This window comes from Pantoea sp. QMID4 (assembly GCF_030270445.1).
Lineage (GTDB): Bacteria > Pseudomonadota > Gammaproteobacteria > Enterobacterales > Enterobacteriaceae > Pantoea > Pantoea vagans.
On record NZ_BSXL01000003.1, the window covers coordinates 89,161 to 105,699 of the forward strand.

Consider the following 16,539-nt stretch of genomic DNA (forward strand, 5'->3'; position numbering starts at 1 on the left):
GGGAGAGAAGAACGGCATCAGCCTTCGTGCAGACCACACTCGCGCTTGAGACCGAAAAAGCGCGTCTCTTCTTCTGCCATACCCGGCTCCCACTTGCGGGTGGTATGGGTATCACCTACTGAAAGATAGCCTTCATCCCACAGCGGATGGTACTTCAGCTTGTGCTGTTTCAGGTACTGATGAATCTGGCGGTTATCCCAGTCAATAATCGGCAGCAGCTTAAAGACGCCACGCTGCACGCCCAGCACCGGCAGATTCGCCCGGCTGCCGGACTGGTCACGGCGCAGGCCGGCAAACCAGGTCTGTGCACCCAGGGTTTCGATAGCCCGGTTCATCGGCTCGACTTTATTGATCTCATTATATTTCTCAATCCCCTCGACGCCCTGCTCCCACAGTTTGCCATAGCGCGCTTCCTGCCAGGCCGGTGAGGTTTCGGCGCGGAACACTTTGAGGTTGAGATTGAGCTGGTCCGCCAGCTCATCAATAAAACGATAGGTCTCCGGGAACAGATAGCCGGTGTCGGTCAGGATCACCGGAATATCGGGCTGCTGACGCGTCACCAGATGCAGCGACACCGCCGCCTGAATGCCAAAGCTGGAAGAGAGCACGTAGACGCCCGGTAAATTCTCCAGCGCCCAGTTGACCCGCTCTTCCGCTGATGACTTCTCCAGCTGCGCATTGGTCGCGGCCAGCGCCATCGCACGCTGGACTTTGGACATCTCATTCAATGCTGCGAGGTCGGGCTGACTCATTTTGCTTCCTCCCAGAAGTCGCGTGCCGGGTCCAGCACCGGCGCAACAATGCCTGCGCGGATGGTGAAGTCACCAAAGCCTTCAGCGGCCTGGCGTTCGGTGGCCCAGCGTCCCACCAGCTCATCAATGGTGGCGAGAATTTCGCTTTCGTTAATGTTTTCACGATACATACGGGGAATACGCGTTCCGCTGCGATTTCCGCCCAGATGCAGGTTGTAGCGGCCTGGCGCTTTACCCACCAGACCCAGCTCCGCCAGCATGGCACGGCCACAACCGTTGGGACAACCGGTAACGCGTAACACTATGTGCTCATCGCCGACGCCATGCGCGTGCATGATGCCCTCGACTTTGGTCACAAACGCGGGCAGGAAGCGTTCAGCTTCTGCCATCGCCAGCGGACAGGTCGGGAACGCAACGCAGGCCATGGAGTTTTCACGCTGTGGCGTCACATGATCCATCAGTCCATGTTCGCGGGCGATCGCTTCAATCTGCGCTTTTTCGCTTTCCGGCACGCCCGCCACAATCAGGTTCTGGTTGGCGGTCAGGCGGAAGTCGCCCTGATGGATTTTCGCAATTTCCGCGATGCCGCTTTTCAGCGGTCGGCCCGGATAGTCGAGCAGGCGACCATTTTCGATAAACAGCGTCAGATGCCATTTGTTGTCGATGCCTTTAATCCAGCCAATGCGATCGCCACGGGTGGTGAATTCATAGGGACGGATCGGCTCAAACGTCAGGCCAGCGCGTTTTTCAACTTCCGCTTTAAAGGTCTCGACGCCAACACGTTCCAGGGTGTACTTGGTTTTGGCGTTTTTACGGTCAGTCCGGTTACCCCAGTCACGCTGCGTCGTCACGACCGCCTCGGCAACATCGAGGATCTTTTCAACCGGGAAATAACCAAATTCGCTGGCGGTGCGCGCGTAAGTCGCTTTATTACCGTGCTCGATCGACAGGCCGCCCCCCACCAGCAGGTTGAAGCCCACCAGCTTGCCGTTCTGGGCGACGGCGACAAAGTTCAGATCGTTGGCGTGCAGATCCACATCGTTATGCGGCGGGATCACCACGGTCGTTTTGAACTTACGCGGCAGATAGGTTTCACCGAGAATCGGTTCTTCGTCTGTTGTCGCGACTTTTTCTTTATCCCACCAGATCTCGGCATAGGCACGGGTACGCGGCAGCAGATGCTCGGAGAGCTTTTTCGCCCACTCATACGCCTCCTGATGCAGTTCCGACTCAACCGGGTTCGACGTACAGAGCACGTTACGGTTGACGTCGTTGGCGGTCGCCAGCGAATCCAGCCCCACTTCATGCAGCATCTGATGCGTCGGCTTGACGTTCTTTTTCAGAATACCGTGAAACTGGAAGGTCTGACGGTTGGTCAGACGGATGCTGCCATAAAGGGTTTTATCGGTGGCAAATTTGTCGATGGCCAGCCACTGCGTCGGCGTGATGATCCCGCCCGGCAGTCGGCAGCGCAGCATCATGGCGTGGCGCGGCTCCAGCTTCTGTTCCGCACGTTCGGCACGAATGTCGCGATCGTCCTGCTGGTACATGCCGTGAAAACGGATTAGCAGGAAGTTGTCGCCGGTAAAGCCGCCGGTCAGACCCTCTTCCAGATCTTCTTTGATGGTGCCGCGCAGATAATTGCTCTGCTTCTTCAGACGCTCAGCGTCTGCTAATTTGCCTTCTACAACCAGCGGTCCAGGGTGTTTATCGCTCATTAGTAAACGTCTCGCTGATAACGGCGCTCAATGCGCAGCTCACTTAAAAATTCGTCGGCCGTTTCACGATCCATTCCGCCGTGTTCGACCACCACATCCAGCAGGGCCTGCTCGACGTCTTTTGCCATACGATTCGCGTCGCCACAGACATAAAGATGCGCGCCCTCTTCTATCCAGCGCCAGACTTCGGCCCCTTTCGCGCGGATCTTATCCTGTACGTAAATCTTCTCTGCCTGATCGCGTGACCAGGCGAGATCGATATGGGTCAGCAGGCCATCCTTCACATATTTCTGCCACTCCACCTGATAGAGGAAATCGTCGGTGAAGTGCGGATTACCAAAGAATAGCCAGTTTTTGCCGCTGGCACCGTCGTTGTCGCGCTGCTGCATAAAGGCGCGGAACGGCGCGATGCCGGTGCCCGGACCAATCATGATTACCGGCGCGTCAGGATTAGCCGGCAGGCGGAAATTATCGTTGTGTTCGATGAAGACGCGGACTTCTCCCTCTTCTTCAATGCGATCGGCCAGCCAGGTCGATGCACCGCCGCCGCGCTGGCGACCTTCAATATCGAAGCGCACCGCACCCACAGTGATGTGCACTTCGGTGTCGGTTTCGGCCTGCGAAGAGGCGATAGAGTAGAGTCGCGGCGTCAGTGGTCGCAGCAGCCCGGTCAGCTGTTCTGCCGTGAGTTCAGCCGGAGCCAGCCGCACCATATCCACAATCGGATAGTTCTGCGCATAGTGCTGCAACCGGGCTTTATCATCCACCAGCGCCAGCAGCTCAGCGTTACGTGACAGCTGGGCGTACTGCGCGACGATCTGCGCCGTGTTCACCGTCAGCTCGAAATGCTTTTGCAGCGCCTCCGCCAGCGGCAGGGTTTTGCCCTGAATCTCTACCGGCTCATCGCCTTTCAGCCAGACCAGTTCCAGCAGTTCGCTGACCAGCGCCGCGTCATTTTCATACCAGACGCCCAGCGCATCGCCAGGCTGATAGCGCAGACCGGCGTCACCCAGATCGATTTCGATATGGCGCACATCTTTGTCTGAGTCACGTCCGGTAATTTTCTGATTCACCGCCAGACTGGCGCTGAGAGGAGACTCTTTGCTGTAGGGACTGGTGGTCACTTCATTGACGCTGCCTGCCGCTGTCGCCGCAGCCTGCGCCGGGGATTCGGTGGGCACGCGCTGTTTGAGAATGTCGGTCAGCGCACTGCGCCAGGTCGTGGCCTGTTCCGCATACTCGACATCCGCATCGACGCGATCCAGCAGGCGCTCGCCACCCAGTTCCGCCAGACGGCTGTCAAAATCTTTGCCCGCCTGACTGAAGAATTCATAAGAGGTGTCGCCCAGGCCAAACACCGCAAAGGCCGCACCCTCCATTTTCGGTGCCTTCTTCGACATCAGGAATTTATGCAGCGCTACCGCCTCTTCCGGCGGCTCGCCTTCGCCCTGAGTAGAGGTGACGACCACCAGCATTTTTTCCTGGCCAATCTGCTTAAACTTGTAATCACCGGCATTCACCAGGTTTACGTTCAGCTTCGCAGCCAGCAGGTCATCACGCAGCTGCTCTGCCAGGCGACGGGCGTTACCGGTCTGGGAAGCAGAAAGCAGGGTAATAACCGGCGTTTCAGCGGCGGGGGCAGACGGTGCGCTACTGGCGACGGCGCTACCCGGCGTCTGCTCAACCCGGCCCCAGAAATAGCCTGACAGCCACGCCAGTTGAGTCGGGGAATAATCTGTCGTCGCCGCCTGTAAGCGGGCAAGTTGTTCCGGGGAGAGCGGAAGCAGTGAACCAGGTGCCTGAGTCGTCATCGCGTTAAAAATTCCAGTATCAGAAGTCCGGACCGTAAAGTGGCGGAAGAGTGCGTAGGTTACCGGGCTGTATATTAACGATTAAAGACGCCTTCGACATATCAAATAACCAAAATGACTAAGTGGTTTTTCTGGTAGAGATAATCGTTAAAACTGGTAAGTAAACGGGTGATTTATCAGTTAATTAGCTGGACACGATCCGGCAATCGGATGTGAACGTATTGCTTAGTGCGGCGCGGGTGCGAAAAAAGCGGTAATCAGGTAGAATTCAGCGGTTTTTTAATGTCTGAGAACCACTATGTCTACCACCTTGTTTAAAGAGTTCCAGTTCGAAGCCGCGCACCATCTTCCGAATGTGCCGGCCGGACACAAATGTGGCCGTCTGCACGGTCATTCGTTCCTGGTTCGTCTGGAGATTACCGGCGAAGTGGATGCGCATACCGGCTGGGTTATGGATTTTGCTGAACTGAAGGCGGCGTTTAAGCCTCTGTACAATCGGCTGGACCACTACTATCTGAATGATATTGCTGGCCTGGAAAATCCCACCAGCGAAGTGCTGGCAAAATGGATCTGGGATCAGATGAAGCCGCAACTGCCGCTGTTAAGCGCGGTCATGATCAAAGAAACCTGCACCGCAGGCTGCGTTTACCGCGGCTAAGCCTGTCGGATCGAGCCTTTCGATCCGACGCTGTTTCGTTTCCATCCCGCATCAAGCCCCTTCCCTGTGGTTAACCGCTCAGCACACCCTTCATCAGGCGATATTGAGATATTTATGGGTCTGCATCGACAGACGCCAGTTGCGTGCAATACAGGTCTCAATGCAGAGTCGGGTAGCATCGTCTTTGCGGCTGATAGGCTGCAGAGCGATGATTCGGGCTTTGGTGTCGTCAATCCCCGCCAGCAGCAGATCCAGCGCATCCACATCACGCTGACGCGCCACCGGATGTTTAATTTCATCAGCCCGGCTCAGCGCCTGGGGCAGCACATCGTAGCCGCCGCGCATGTTGACCTTCGGCGAAACGGTGACCCAGGTCTGTTCGGAGCAGTGGATCGCGTGAGTGCCGCTGGTCTCAATCTGGCACTGGAAACCGTGCTGTTCCAGAATCGTGGTTAATGGACGCAGGTCGTAAATCGCCGGTTCGCCACCGGTGATCACCACATGACGCGCCGTCCAGCCCTGCTGTTCGATGGTAAGAAGCAGTGTGGCGGCATCGGCATCGCCCCAGGCGTCGCTCTCCACCGTTTTGATCAAAATATCGCCCAGCGACGTTTCCCGATCTGCCCGCTTTTCCCAGGTGTGTTTGGTATCGCACCAGCTACAGCCCACCGGGCAGCCCTGCAGGCGGATGAAAATGGCAGGCACGCCGGTGTAATAACCTTCGCCCTGCAGTGTCTGGAACATTTCGTTAATCGGGTAGAACATTTTTTACTCGCCTGGATAAATCGGGGCGCTGATTATGCCAGCGTGTGTCGCACAACAACAGCTGCGCGACACGAAAAAGCAAAAGCCCCGCACAAGGCGGGGCTTTCAGCGTATGCGATGCCGCTTAACGCGCCATCAGCACAGGGTCATTACTGACCTTTAACTTCTTTCAGACCGTTGAATGGCGCTTTAGAACCCAGCGCTTCTTCGATACGGATCAGCTGGTTGTACTTAGCAACACGGTCAGAACGGCTCATTGAACCGGTTTTAATCTGGCCCGCTGCAGTACCTACCGCCAGGTCAGCGATGGTTGCATCTTCAGTTTCGCCTGAACGGTGAGAGATCACGGCAGTGTAGCCCGCGTCTTTCGCCATTTTGATCGCAGCCAGGGTTTCGGTCAGAGAACCGATCTGGTTGAATTTGATCAGAATGGAGTTAGCGATACCTTTATCGATACCTTCTTTCAGGATTTTGGTGTTGGTTACGAACAGATCGTCACCCACCAGCTGGATTTTGTCGCCCAGCACTTTGGTCTGGTAAGCGAAGCCGTTCCAGTCAGATTCGTCCAGGCCATCTTCGATGGAGACGATCGGATACTGTTTAGTCAGATCTTCCAGGAAGTGGGTGAACTCTTCAGAGGTGAACGCTTTACCGCCTTCACCGGCCAGAACGTATTTGCCATCTTTGTAGAACTCAGATGCCGCACAGTCCATCGCCAGGGTGATGTCTTTGCCCAGCTCGTAACCTGCTGCTTTTACCGCTTCAGCGATAACTGCCAGCGCTTCGGCGTTGGAACCCAGGTTAGGCGCGTAGCCGCCTTCGTCACCCACTGCCGTGCTCATGCCTTTGCTTTTCAGCACTTTTGCCAGGTTGTGGAATACTTCAGAACCCATACGGATAGCTTCTTTAACGTTAGAAGCGCCAACCGGCTGGATCATGAATTCCTGGATGTCGACGTTGTTGTCGGCATGTTCGCCGCCGTTGATGATGTTCATCATAGGCAGTGGCATAGAGTATTTGCCTGGGGTGCCGTTCAGCTCCGCAATGTGCTCATACAACGCCTGACCTTTAGAAGCTGCAGCTGCTTTAGCCGCTGCCAGTGAAACAGCCAGAATGGCGTTAGCACCGAAGTTAGATTTGTTCTCAGTACCGTCCAGGTCGATCATGATCTTATCGATGTTCGCCTGATCTTTCGCGTCTTTGCCTTTTACCGCTTCAGCAATCGGACCGTTTACTGCAGCAACGGCTTTGGTTACGCCTTTGCCCAGAAAACGTGATTTGTCACCGTCACGCAGTTCCAGCGCTTCGCGTGAACCGGTAGAGGCACCTGATGGCGCAGCGGCCAGGCCGACAAAACCGCCTTCCAGATGCACTTCAGCTTCAACAGTCGGGTTACCACGTGAGTCGATAATTTCGCGACCGATGACTTTTACGATTTTGGACATTACGATTTTCCTCAGTACAAGTTAGTCAATCCTAAGACAGACAACGCGCGAAAAGTTCGCGCGCTGCCTGTGAAACTTACTTCGCTAAACGCTTCTGATGCTCATGCGCGGCTTTAACAAAGCCGGCAAACAACGGATGGCCGTCGCGTGGGGTCGAGGTAAACTCAGGGTGGAACTGGCAGGCCACAAACCACGGATGGTTCGGGATCTCGATAATCTCAACCAGTTGATCATCACCAGAGCGACCTGCTACGCGCAGACCGGCTGCTTCAATCTGCTTTAACAGCATATTGTTCACTTCATAGCGGTGGCGATGGCGCTCAACGATGGTGTCAGAGCCGTAGAGCTGGCGAACCTGGCTGCCCGGCGTTAACTGACACTGCTGGCTGCCCAGACGCATGGTGCCGCCCAGATCGCTCTGCTCGCTGCGGACTTCGACGTTGCCTTCTTCGTCACGCCATTCGGTGATTAATGCCACCACCGGGTATTTACAGTCTGGCACAAATTCAGTGGAGTTGGCGCCCGGCATGCCCGCGACATTGCGCGCGAACTCCATCAGCGCGACCTGCATGCCCAGACAGATGCCGAGGTACGGCACGTTGTTTTCACGTGCGTACTGTGCGGTCATCAGCTTGCCTTCCACACCACGGTAGCCGAAGCCGCCTGGGATCAGAATCGCATCCAGATCTCTCAGTAATTCGACACCGCGGGATTCAACATCCTGCGAATCGATCAGTTTGATGTTCACGGTGACGCGATTTTTCAGGCCACCATGTTTCAGCGCTTCGATCACTGACTTATAGGCATCCGGCAGCTCAACATACTTGCCCACCATACCGATGGTGACTTCACCACCCGGATTGGCTTCTTCGTAAATTACCTGCTCCCACTCGGCCAGGTTGGCTTCCGGTGCATTCAGGCTGAAGCGCTTGCAGATATAGTCATCCAGGCCCTGCGATTTCAGCATGCCAGGAATCTTGTAGATGGAATCGACGTCTTTCAGCGAGATAACCGCTTTTTCAGGGACGTTACAGAACAGCGCGATTTTAGCGCGTTCGTTGGCCGGAACGGCACGATCAGAACGGCAAATCAGCACGTCTGGCTGGATACCAATCGACAGCAGCTCTTTTACGGAGTGCTGAGTTGGCTTGGTTTTCACTTCACCCGCCGCCGCCATGTAAGGCACCAGCGTCAGGTGCATATACATGGTGTGTTCGCGACCCACATCCACGGCCATCTGGCGAATCGCTTCCAGGAACGGCAGTGATTCAATATCCCCTACCGTGCCGCCGATTTCAACCAGCACTACATCATGACCTTCACCGCCTTCAATAATGCGTTCTTTGATGGCGTTGGTGATGTGCGGGATAACCTGAATGGTAGCGCCCAGATAGTCGCCACGGCGCTCTTTGCGCAGGACTTCTGAGTAAATACGGCCGGTTGTGAAGTTGTTACGACGCGACATTTTGGTGCGGATGAAGCGCTCGTAGTGACCCAGATCGAGATCGGTTTCAGCGCCGTCATCAGTGACGAAAACTTCGCCGTGCTGGGTCGGGCTCATGGTGCCTGGATCCACGTTGATATACGGGTCCAGCTTCATGATGGTCACGTTCAGACCACGAGCTTCAAGAATGGCTGCGAGGGAGGCGGCGGCAATGCCTTTACCCAGAGAGGAAACGACCCCGCCGGTCACAAAAATATAATTCGTTGTCATGCTGAACCTGAGAGTTTAGGTTTAAAGACGGTGGAATAACCAGGACGGGAAAACAGTATACTGGAAACCGCTATCAGCCACAATTGATGAATCACAGCCATCCTCCAACGCATTGCTGCGTCCTAACATAGCGGATAGCTGCCAATGAAATGTTGATGTGCGTCACAAAGTTGCTGCCGCGCTGAAACGAGTAAGCATATCTGGCTACTTTATGCACAGCGATGGAATAATCAGCGCTTCTCGCCTTGTTTTACCTGCTGCCATGCCGCTTCCATCTGCTCCAGCGTCGCACCCGGCATGCTTAACCCCTGTGCTGCGATGATCGCTTCGACTTCACGGAACCGGCGCTCGAACTTGTCATTCGCCTTTTGCAACGCCGTTTCCGCTTTGCTGCCAAGATGACGTGACAGGTTAACCGTGGCAAACAGCAGGTCGCCAATCTCCTCTTCAAGCTTTTCGCCGTCCACCACGCTCTGCTGTGCCTCGTGCATCACTTCATCAATCTCTTCATGCACTTTCGCCACTACCGGCCCCAGCGTGGTCCAGTCGAATCCCACATTGTGACAACGCTTCTGTATCTTATGGGCACGCATCAGTGCAGGCAGCGCTTTAGGAATGTCATCCAGCGCCGAATGCTGCGCTTTATCCGCCCGCTCGGCGGTTTTAATCGCTTCCCAGTTTTTCAGCACGTCACTGCTGGTTTCTGCCGTAGCATCGCCAAAAATGTGCGGATGGCGGCGCTCCAGCTTGGAGCTGATGGCGTGACAGATATCCTCAAAATTAAAGCGATCCTGTTCGCTGGCCATCTGCGCATAGAACACCACCTGAAACAGCAGATCGCCCAGTTCGCCGCGCAGATCGTCAAAATCTTCGCGCTGGATGGCGTCCAGCACTTCATAGGTCTCTTCCAGCGTATAGGGCGCGATAGAGGTGAAGGTCTGTTCACGATCCCACGGGCAGCCGTGTTGGGGATCGCGCAGGGTTTTCATGATGCCAAGCAGGCGCTCAATAGCGTTCATTCAGACGGGTCCTTGAGTAGTCAGGTGACAGGCAGCGAGAAAGGAGGCGAGGCGTATAACAGTGCCGGACGGGGTGAACCGAGTCCGGCACTGTTAAGTACCGCAGAAAACGCCCGCGCAACCTCCGGTTGCCGGTTGCCGCCGTGCAGCTGAATATCAGTGCAGGCGGCGGGCGTCAATAATATCAGAGACCTGGTTCAGACGCGCCAGGACACGTCCCAGTACCTGATGGTTGTAGATCTCAATATCCATGTCGATGGTTGCCAGCTGCTTTTTAGTGTCGCTGCGGCTTGAGACGCCCAGTACATTTACTTTCTCGTTGGCGAGAATGGTGGTGATGTCACGCAGCAAGCCGCTGCGATCGTTGGCGGTGACACGCACCACCAGCGAGTAACCGCTGGAGTAGCTTTCGCCCCATACGGCATCGACGATACGTTCCGGCGCATGTGAAATCAGTTCAGAGAGCTGGTCGCAGTCGGCGCGATGAATTGAGATGCCGCGCCCCTGGGTGATGAAGCCGACAATATCATCGCCCGGAATTGGCTGACAGCAGCGGGCAATGTGGTGCATCAGATTGCCCACGCCCTCAACGACCACGCGCCCACTCTCTTTGCGTGCGGGCTGTGAGTACGATTTCTGGGTCAGCTGCCGCAGCGCTTCGCGATCTTCCTCTTCAGCGCTCGGCTTGTTCAGCTTCGCCTGAAGGAAGTTAACCATCTGGTTAAGACGAATATCGCCGCCACCAATCGCCGCCAGCAGCTCTTCCAGCGAGGTCACGTTGTAGCGCGGCAGCAGCAGTTTCTCTGCTTCGCGCAGGCTGATATCAAGCTGATTCAGTTCGTTATCCAGAATCTGCCGTCCGGCAACAATGTTCTTGTCGCGATCCTGCTTGCGGAACCAGTTGTGGATCTTCGAGCGTCCACGGCTGGTCGTGATGTAGCCCAGATTCGGGTTGAGCCAGTCGCGGCTCGGGTTCGGCTGTTTCTGGGTGATCACTTCAACCTGATCGCCCATCTGCAGCTGATAGGTGAACGGTACGATGCGGCCACCGATTTTTGCACCGATACAGCGGTGACCGATGTCACTATGAATATGATAGGCAAAGTCGAGCGGCGTCGATCCGGCCGGCAGATCCACCACATCACCTTTCGGAGTAAAGACGTAGACCCGGTCGTCGAATACCTGGCTACGGACCTCTTCCAGCAGCTCGCCAGAGTCCGCCATCTCTTCCTGCCAGCTAATCAGCTTACGCAGCCAGGCAATACGCTCTTCGTGACCCGCGGCGCCGCGCGCGCTGCTGGAGGTTGGCCCCTCTTTATATTTCCAGTGTGCCGCCACGCCCAGCTCGGCATCTTCATGCATCTGGCGGGTACGGATCTGGATCTCCACTGTTTTGCCCTGCGGCCCTAACACCACCGTATGAATCGACTGATAGCCGTTGGGTTTGGGGTTAGCGACGTAGTCATCAAATTCGCTGGGCAGATGGCGATAGAGAGTATGCACCGTGCCCAGCGCGCCGTAGCAATCCTGCAGGCGATCGGCTACGATGCGCACCGCACGCACGTCAAACAGCTCATCAAAGGCCAGCGATTTTTTCTGCATCTTGCGCCAGATGCTGTAGATGTGTTTCGGACGACCGTAGACTTCGGCGCGCACGCCCTCTTTAACCATCTCTTTACGCAGATTATTGACGAAATTATCGATGTACTGCTCACGATCGATGCGACGCTCATGCAGTAATTTAGCAATGCGCTTATATTCGTCGGGATGCAGGTAGCGGAAGCAGTAATCTTCCAGTTCCCATTTGAGCTGTCCAATACCCAGACGGTTGGCCAGAGGCGCATAGATGTTGGTGCTTTCTTTGGCGGCCAGCACCCGCTCATCTTCCGGCGCATCTTTCATTTCGCGCAGGTTCATGATGCGTTCGGCCAGCTTGAGCACCACGCAGCGGAAATCTTCCACCATCGCCAGCAGCATGCGGCGGACGTTATCGACCTGTTCAGAGGCCATGGAGTCGTTATGGATCGCTTTCAGCTGGCGGATGGCATCCATATCGCGCACGCCGTGTACCAGCGAGACAATGCCTTTGCCAACGGCGCTTTCCAGCTCCTCTTCACTCACCACTTCATCGTTAGCCAGCGGGAAAATCAGCGCCGCACAAAGGCTTTCAATATCCATGCTGAGCATGGAGAGGATTTCCACCATCTCGATACCGCGCCACAGGAGCAGTGACTGATCGGGATGGCCCTGCGTCTGCGCTTCGCAGTAGCGCCAGGTCTCTGCAACGCGTTGACAGGATTGCGGGTTGGCAATGCCGAGACTGGCGATCCACTGGTCGAGGGCGAAATCCCCCTCAGTATTTAAATGCGCACTTCTGACCGCAACCATAACCTCTCCTGCACAACGACATTCGTCGCTTATGTTTTTCTGAACAGCACCATGGATTCGAGATGGCGGGTATGTGGGAACATATCCAGCATCGCGACCCTTTCCAATTGGTAGCCTGCCGACAGCAATGTCTGGCTGTCGCGGGCGAGTGTTGTGGGATTACACGAAACATAGACCACGCGTTCTGGTGCAAGTTTAACCACATGCGCCATGACGCCCGCAGCCCCGGCGCGTGCCGGATCGAGTAATACCTTGTTAAATCCCTGTGCCGCCCATGGCTGGCGCGACACCTCTTCTTCCAGATTATGCTGAAAGAAACTGACATTTTTAAGATTATTCAAATCAGCATTATACGCTGCCTGCCGCACTAATGCTGCAATCCCCTCCACACCAACGACATTTTGTACGAAAATTCCTACAGGAAGTGTGAAGTTTCCCATGCCGCAAAACAGATCCAGCACCCGGTCTTCAGGTTGCAGGTCGAGCCAGGCGATCGCCTTCGCGACCATCTGCTGATTAACCGCATCGTTAACCTGGACAAAATCCTGTGGGCTGAAGGTGAGCTTAAGCTGATGCGAGTGATAAAACGGCACTGACTCACTTAACACTGTCAGTTCTTCTTCACCCGCATCCAGGAACAGCATCAGCTGATGCTTATGCGAAAACTGTTCCAGTTTTTGACGATCATCGGCATGCAGCGCATCAAGATGGCGCAGAATCATCAGCGGGCCGTTATCCGCCAGCACCAGTTCCACATGTCCGAGACGCCTGACTGCGCGCAACGCACTGAGGCACTGGTGCAGCGGAACCAGTAACGCTTCAAGTTCGGGCGCTAAAATGGGGCAGTGCTGAATAGCGACCAGATCGTTGCTGGCTTCCTGGCGGAAGCCCATCTGTAAGCGTTGCGCTTTATTTTGCCATTGCAGACCCAGACGGGCGCGACGGCGGTAGCCCCAGGGCTGACCGGCAATCACCTCATCTACCGCCACGTTCTGTGCTGCAGCCTTGCTCAGCATCCGGCTCAGCGCCTGGGCTTTGCTCTGCTGTTGCAGCGCCACATCCGCATGCTGCTGCTGACAGCCACCACAGCGTTCATAGTGCGGGCAGCGCGGCGTAACGCGGTCCGGACTGCGGCTAATCAGTCGTGTCACTTTCGCCCGGGCAAATTGACGTTTATCCTCTGTCAGTACGACCTCCGCCTGTTCACCCGGCAGAGCACCCGTGACAAAAAGGGTTTTACCCTTGTGGCGCGCCACGCCCTGTCCGAACGGGTCGAGCTCATCAATGGTGACGGAGATCCGTTGTTGCGTCGTCACGCGCTGTTTTGCAACGTAAAATTGCGCCATAGTGTTATTCATTCTCTTTATCGAAAACGGCCTGCATCGTTTTGTCGACAGCATGCACAGGGACGTTAATGCCGGAGTAGCCAGGCGACTATTATGACCAAATACAGCCTGCGGGCGCGAATGATGATTTTAATCCTGGCACCTACGCTGATGGTTGGCCTGCTGCTCAGCTCATTTTTTGTGGTGCACCGCTACAACGAACTGCAGCGCCAGGTGATCGATGCCGGGGCCAACATCATCGAACCCCTGGCGATCTCCAGTGAATACAGCATGACGTGGCACAACCGTGATACCATGCGTGAACTGGTCAGCCTGCTGCACCGTCGCCATTCCGGCATCGTCCGGGCCATCTCGGTGTTTGATAATCACAATCAGCTCTATGTCACCTCTAACCACAAGCAAAACCTCAGCCTGCTGCAACAGGATGATATCCGTGCCCTGCCTGACGATGTCTCAATGGAGCGCCACGGCAGCCTATTAATTCTGCGCACGCCGATTACCTCCGAGCGTTACGATGTAGACGAATTACCGGATGAAAATGCCAAGCCAGCGGGCAATCCGCTGGGCTATGTGGCGATTGAACTGGATCTGCAGTCGGTGCGCCTGCAGCAGTACAAAGAGGTGTCTGTTGCCACGCTGATGCTGCTCTTCTGCCTCTGTCTTGCCATGCTGTTTGCTTACCGCCTGATGCGCGATGTCACCGGCCCGATCCGCAATATGGTCACCACTGTTGACCGCATCCGTCGCGGCCAGCTCGACAGCCGCGTTGAGGGCTACATGCTGGGTGAACTCAGCATTCTCAAAAACGGCATTAACGCGATGGCGATGTCGCTGACCGCCTATCACGAAGAGATGCAGCACAATATCGACCAGGCAACCTACGATTTAAGGGAGACGCTGGAGCAGCTGGAAATTCAGAACGTTGAACTGGATCTGGCGAAGAAACGCGCGCAGGAAGCCGCGCGTATCAAATCTGAGTTTCTGGCCAATATGTCGCATGAGTTGCGAACGCCGCTCAATGGCGTACTGGGTTTTACCCGGCAGATGCTGAAAACCCAGCTGCGCACCACCCAGCGCGACTATATGCAAACCATTGAACGATCAGCCAATAACCTGCTCAGTATTATCAACGATGTGCTTGATTTTTCGAAGCTGGAAGCGGGCAAGCTGATGCTGGAGGCGATCCCCTTCCCGCTGCGCGCCACGCTGGATGAAACCCTGGTGCTGCTGGCGCCGTCGGCGCATGAAAAGGGGCTGGAGCTGACGGTGGTGTGTGACAGTAGCGTGCCGGACAACGTAATTGGCGATGCGCTGCGCCTGCAACAGATTCTGATCAACCTGATTGGTAACGCCATTAAGTTTACCGGGCAGGGTTACATCGGCCTGCGCGTCGGACAGCGGGTGATTACCCAGTCACGCGTCGAGCTGGAGATTCAGGTTGAGGATAGCGGCATCGGCATCTCTGAGCAGCAGCAGACACAGCTGTTCCAGGCGTTCCGTCAGGCTGACGCCAGCATTTCGCGGCGTCATGGCGGCACCGGGCTGGGGCTGGTTATCACCCAGAAGCTGGTGCGGGAGATGGGGGGTGAAATCACCTTCAGCAGCCAGCCGGATCAGGGTTCTATCTTTATGATTCGCCTGCAGCTGGATCTCAATCCCAATGCGCCCGGCATGCCCCGCGTGCTGGATGCGCTGTCCCATGCGCGCATTGCCTATGTGGAAGCGGATGCTAACGTTGCCAGCGCCGCGCTGGAAATGCTGAGCGCTACCCCATTGCAGATCGACTACAGCGAAACGCTGGAGGGATTGAAAGCGTCTCACTATCCGCTGCTGCTGATGGCGATGCCGGTCAGTATCAGCCAGCCTGAACTGCTCAATGAGCGCCTGATCAATGGGCTGCTGGATCGCGCAGACAACGTACTGATGGCGCTCCCCAGCCCGATGATGTTGCTGGCTGATGAACTAAAGGTACGCGGCATTGACGGCTGCATCGCTAAACCGATCTCTCTGACGCGGCTTCTGCCAATGTTACTGGATATCCATACCCGCCAGGTCAGCGAACTACCGCTGTCACCGCGTCTGCCGCTGACGGTGATGGCGGTGGATGATAATCCCGCCAACCTCAAGCTGATTGGCGCGCTGCTGGAGGAGCAGGTGCAGAACATCCTGCTGTGCAGCAGCGCCGAACACGCCATCCGCGAAGCGCGTCAGCAGTCGCTGGATGTGATTCTGATGGATATTCAGATGCCTGAGATTGATGGCATTCGCGCCAGCGAAATTATCCGGGGATTACCGCATCACGCAAATACACCGATTGCGGCGGTGACCGCACATGCGATTGATGGTGAGCGTGAACAGCTGATCAAGGCGGGTATGAATGACTATCTTGCCAAGCCGATTGATGAGAGCAAGCTGAGACAGCTACTGGCGCGCTATACGCCGCCGCCGGTGGTCTCCCTGCCGGAACTGCAGCCAATATTACCGACGCTGGACTGGCAGCTGGCGCTGCGACAGGCGGCTAACAAACCCGAGCTGGCGCGCGATCTGCTACGAATGCTGCTGGAGTTTTTACCGGAAGTGCATGCGAAGATGGCGCAGTTTATGGCGACCAATGAGGTCAACGCCCTGCGTGAAATTATTCACAAGCTGCACGGCAGTGCCAGCTACAGCGGCGTGCCGCGCATGAAGCAACTTTGTCATCAGCTGGAACAGGGGCTGCTGGAGGCCAGCGATATCGACGCGCTGGAGCCGGAACTGCTGGAGCTGCAGGATGAGATGGAGAACGTCGCCAGAGAAGCCCGACGTCTGTTAGGGGTCGGGGAAGTCTGACCGGCCTGCTGCCACGCCCGCTATACGCGCAAACACTAACCGGCAGGTGCTTTTGCTTCCGCTGACGTACCTGCCGCCGAAGTAAAGGACTGAC

At 56.0% G+C, this 16,539-nt stretch carries 11 protein-coding genes; 2 read left to right on the plus strand and 9 right to left on the minus strand.

What is annotated here, in order from left to right:
• Positions 1-17: 17 nt before the first annotated feature.
• Genes QSK07_RS07875 through cysJ form a run of 3 tightly spaced genes read right to left on the minus strand, consistent with a single transcriptional unit; the run spans position 18 to position 4,281 of the window.
• Complete coding sequence (locus tag QSK07_RS07875; RefSeq protein WP_285721289.1) at positions 18-752, minus strand: phosphoadenylyl-sulfate reductase; 735 nt, start codon at positions 750-752, stop codon at positions 18-20.
• Complete coding sequence (gene cysI / locus QSK07_RS07880) at positions 749-2,470, minus strand: assimilatory sulfite reductase (NADPH) hemoprotein subunit (RefSeq protein ID WP_275221316.1); 1,722 nt, start codon at positions 2,468-2,470, stop codon at positions 749-751. Before cysI ends, QSK07_RS07875 begins: the two co-directional genes overlap by 4 nt.
• On the minus strand, positions 2,470-4,281 hold the full coding sequence (cysJ, locus tag QSK07_RS07885; protein ID WP_285721290.1) for an NADPH-dependent assimilatory sulfite reductase flavoprotein subunit: 1,812 nt from the start codon (positions 4,279-4,281) through the stop codon (positions 2,470-2,472). Before cysJ ends, cysI begins: the two co-directional genes overlap by 1 nt.
• 298 nt (positions 4,282-4,579) lie before the next feature.
• Between cysJ and queD the strand changes: the two genes are divergently transcribed.
• Complete coding sequence (queD, locus tag QSK07_RS07890) at positions 4,580-4,939, plus strand: 6-carboxytetrahydropterin synthase QueD (RefSeq protein WP_285721291.1); 360 nt, start codon at positions 4,580-4,582, stop codon at positions 4,937-4,939.
• 93 nt (positions 4,940-5,032) lie between these two features.
• On the opposite strand, the gene queE is transcribed toward queD, so the two are convergent.
• The 6 genes from queE to rlmD all read right to left on the minus strand — a co-directional run bounded on the left by queE (position 5,033) and on the right by rlmD (position 13,616).
• A complete protein-coding gene (gene queE / locus QSK07_RS07895; protein WP_285721292.1) occupies positions 5,033-5,704 on the minus strand; it encodes a 7-carboxy-7-deazaguanine synthase QueE in 672 nt (223 codons plus the stop codon).
• Between the two features lie 149 nt (positions 5,705-5,853).
• A complete protein-coding gene (eno, locus tag QSK07_RS07900; RefSeq protein ID WP_285721293.1) occupies positions 5,854-7,149 on the minus strand; it encodes a phosphopyruvate hydratase in 1,296 nt (431 codons plus the stop codon).
• 76 nt (positions 7,150-7,225) lie between these two features.
• Positions 7,226-8,863: a glutamine hydrolyzing CTP synthase gene (pyrG, locus tag QSK07_RS07905; protein WP_098052506.1), complete on the minus strand. Its 1,638-nt coding sequence runs from the start codon at positions 8,861-8,863 to the stop codon at positions 7,226-7,228.
• 230 nt (positions 8,864-9,093) lie between these two features.
• Positions 9,094-9,882 carry a nucleoside triphosphate pyrophosphohydrolase gene (gene mazG, locus QSK07_RS07910; RefSeq protein WP_285721294.1) on the minus strand — a complete coding sequence of 263 codons (789 nt, stop codon included), beginning with the start codon at positions 9,880-9,882 and terminating at the stop codon, positions 9,094-9,096.
• Between the two features lie 156 nt (positions 9,883-10,038).
• Entirely contained in the window at positions 10,039-12,270 is a 2,232-nt protein-coding gene (gene relA, locus QSK07_RS07915; protein WP_098052504.1) for a GTP diphosphokinase, read from the minus strand.
• 29 nt (positions 12,271-12,299) lie between these two features.
• Complete coding sequence (gene rlmD / locus QSK07_RS07920; protein WP_285721295.1) at positions 12,300-13,616, minus strand: 23S rRNA (uracil(1939)-C(5))-methyltransferase RlmD; 1,317 nt, start codon at positions 13,614-13,616, stop codon at positions 12,300-12,302.
• Between the two features lie 93 nt (positions 13,617-13,709).
• Between rlmD and barA the strand changes: the two genes are divergently transcribed.
• Entirely contained in the window at positions 13,710-16,445 is a 2,736-nt protein-coding gene (gene barA, locus QSK07_RS07925; protein ID WP_285721296.1) for a two-component sensor histidine kinase BarA, read from the plus strand.
• Positions 16,446-16,539 lie beyond the last annotated feature (94 nt).

What these genes read in the sequence shown, in the direction of transcription:
- QSK07_RS07875 (WP_285721289.1), bottom strand. Translation starts at nt 752, where the DNA reads ATGAGTCAGCCCGACCTCGCAGCATTGAATGAGATGTCCAAAGTCCAG.
- relA (WP_098052504.1), bottom strand. Translation starts at nt 12,270, where the DNA reads ATGGTTGCGGTCAGAAGTGCGCATTTAAATACTGAGGGGGATTTCGCC.
- queD (WP_285721291.1), top strand. Translation starts at nt 4,580, where the DNA reads ATGTCTACCACCTTGTTTAAAGAGTTCCAGTTCGAAGCCGCGCACCAT.
- mazG (WP_285721294.1), bottom strand. Translation starts at nt 9,882, where the DNA reads ATGAACGCTATTGAGCGCCTGCTTGGCATCATGAAAACCCTGCGCGAT.
- queE (WP_285721292.1), bottom strand. Translation starts at nt 5,704, where the DNA reads ATGTTCTACCCGATTAACGAAATGTTCCAGACACTGCAGGGCGAAGGT.
- eno (WP_285721293.1), bottom strand. Translation starts at nt 7,149, where the DNA reads ATGTCCAAAATCGTAAAAGTCATCGGTCGCGAAATTATCGACTCACGT.
- cysI (WP_275221316.1), bottom strand. Translation starts at nt 2,470, where the DNA reads ATGAGCGATAAACACCCTGGACCGCTGGTTGTAGAAGGCAAATTAGCA.
- barA (WP_285721296.1), top strand. Translation starts at nt 13,710, where the DNA reads ATGACCAAATACAGCCTGCGGGCGCGAATGATGATTTTAATCCTGGCA.
- rlmD (WP_285721295.1), bottom strand. Translation starts at nt 13,616, where the DNA reads ATGGCGCAATTTTACGTTGCAAAACAGCGCGTGACGACGCAACAACGG.
- cysJ (WP_285721290.1), bottom strand. Translation starts at nt 4,281, where the DNA reads ATGACGACTCAGGCACCTGGTTCACTGCTTCCGCTCTCCCCGGAACAA.
- pyrG (WP_098052506.1), bottom strand. Translation starts at nt 8,863, where the DNA reads ATGACAACGAATTATATTTTTGTGACCGGCGGGGTCGTTTCCTCTCTG.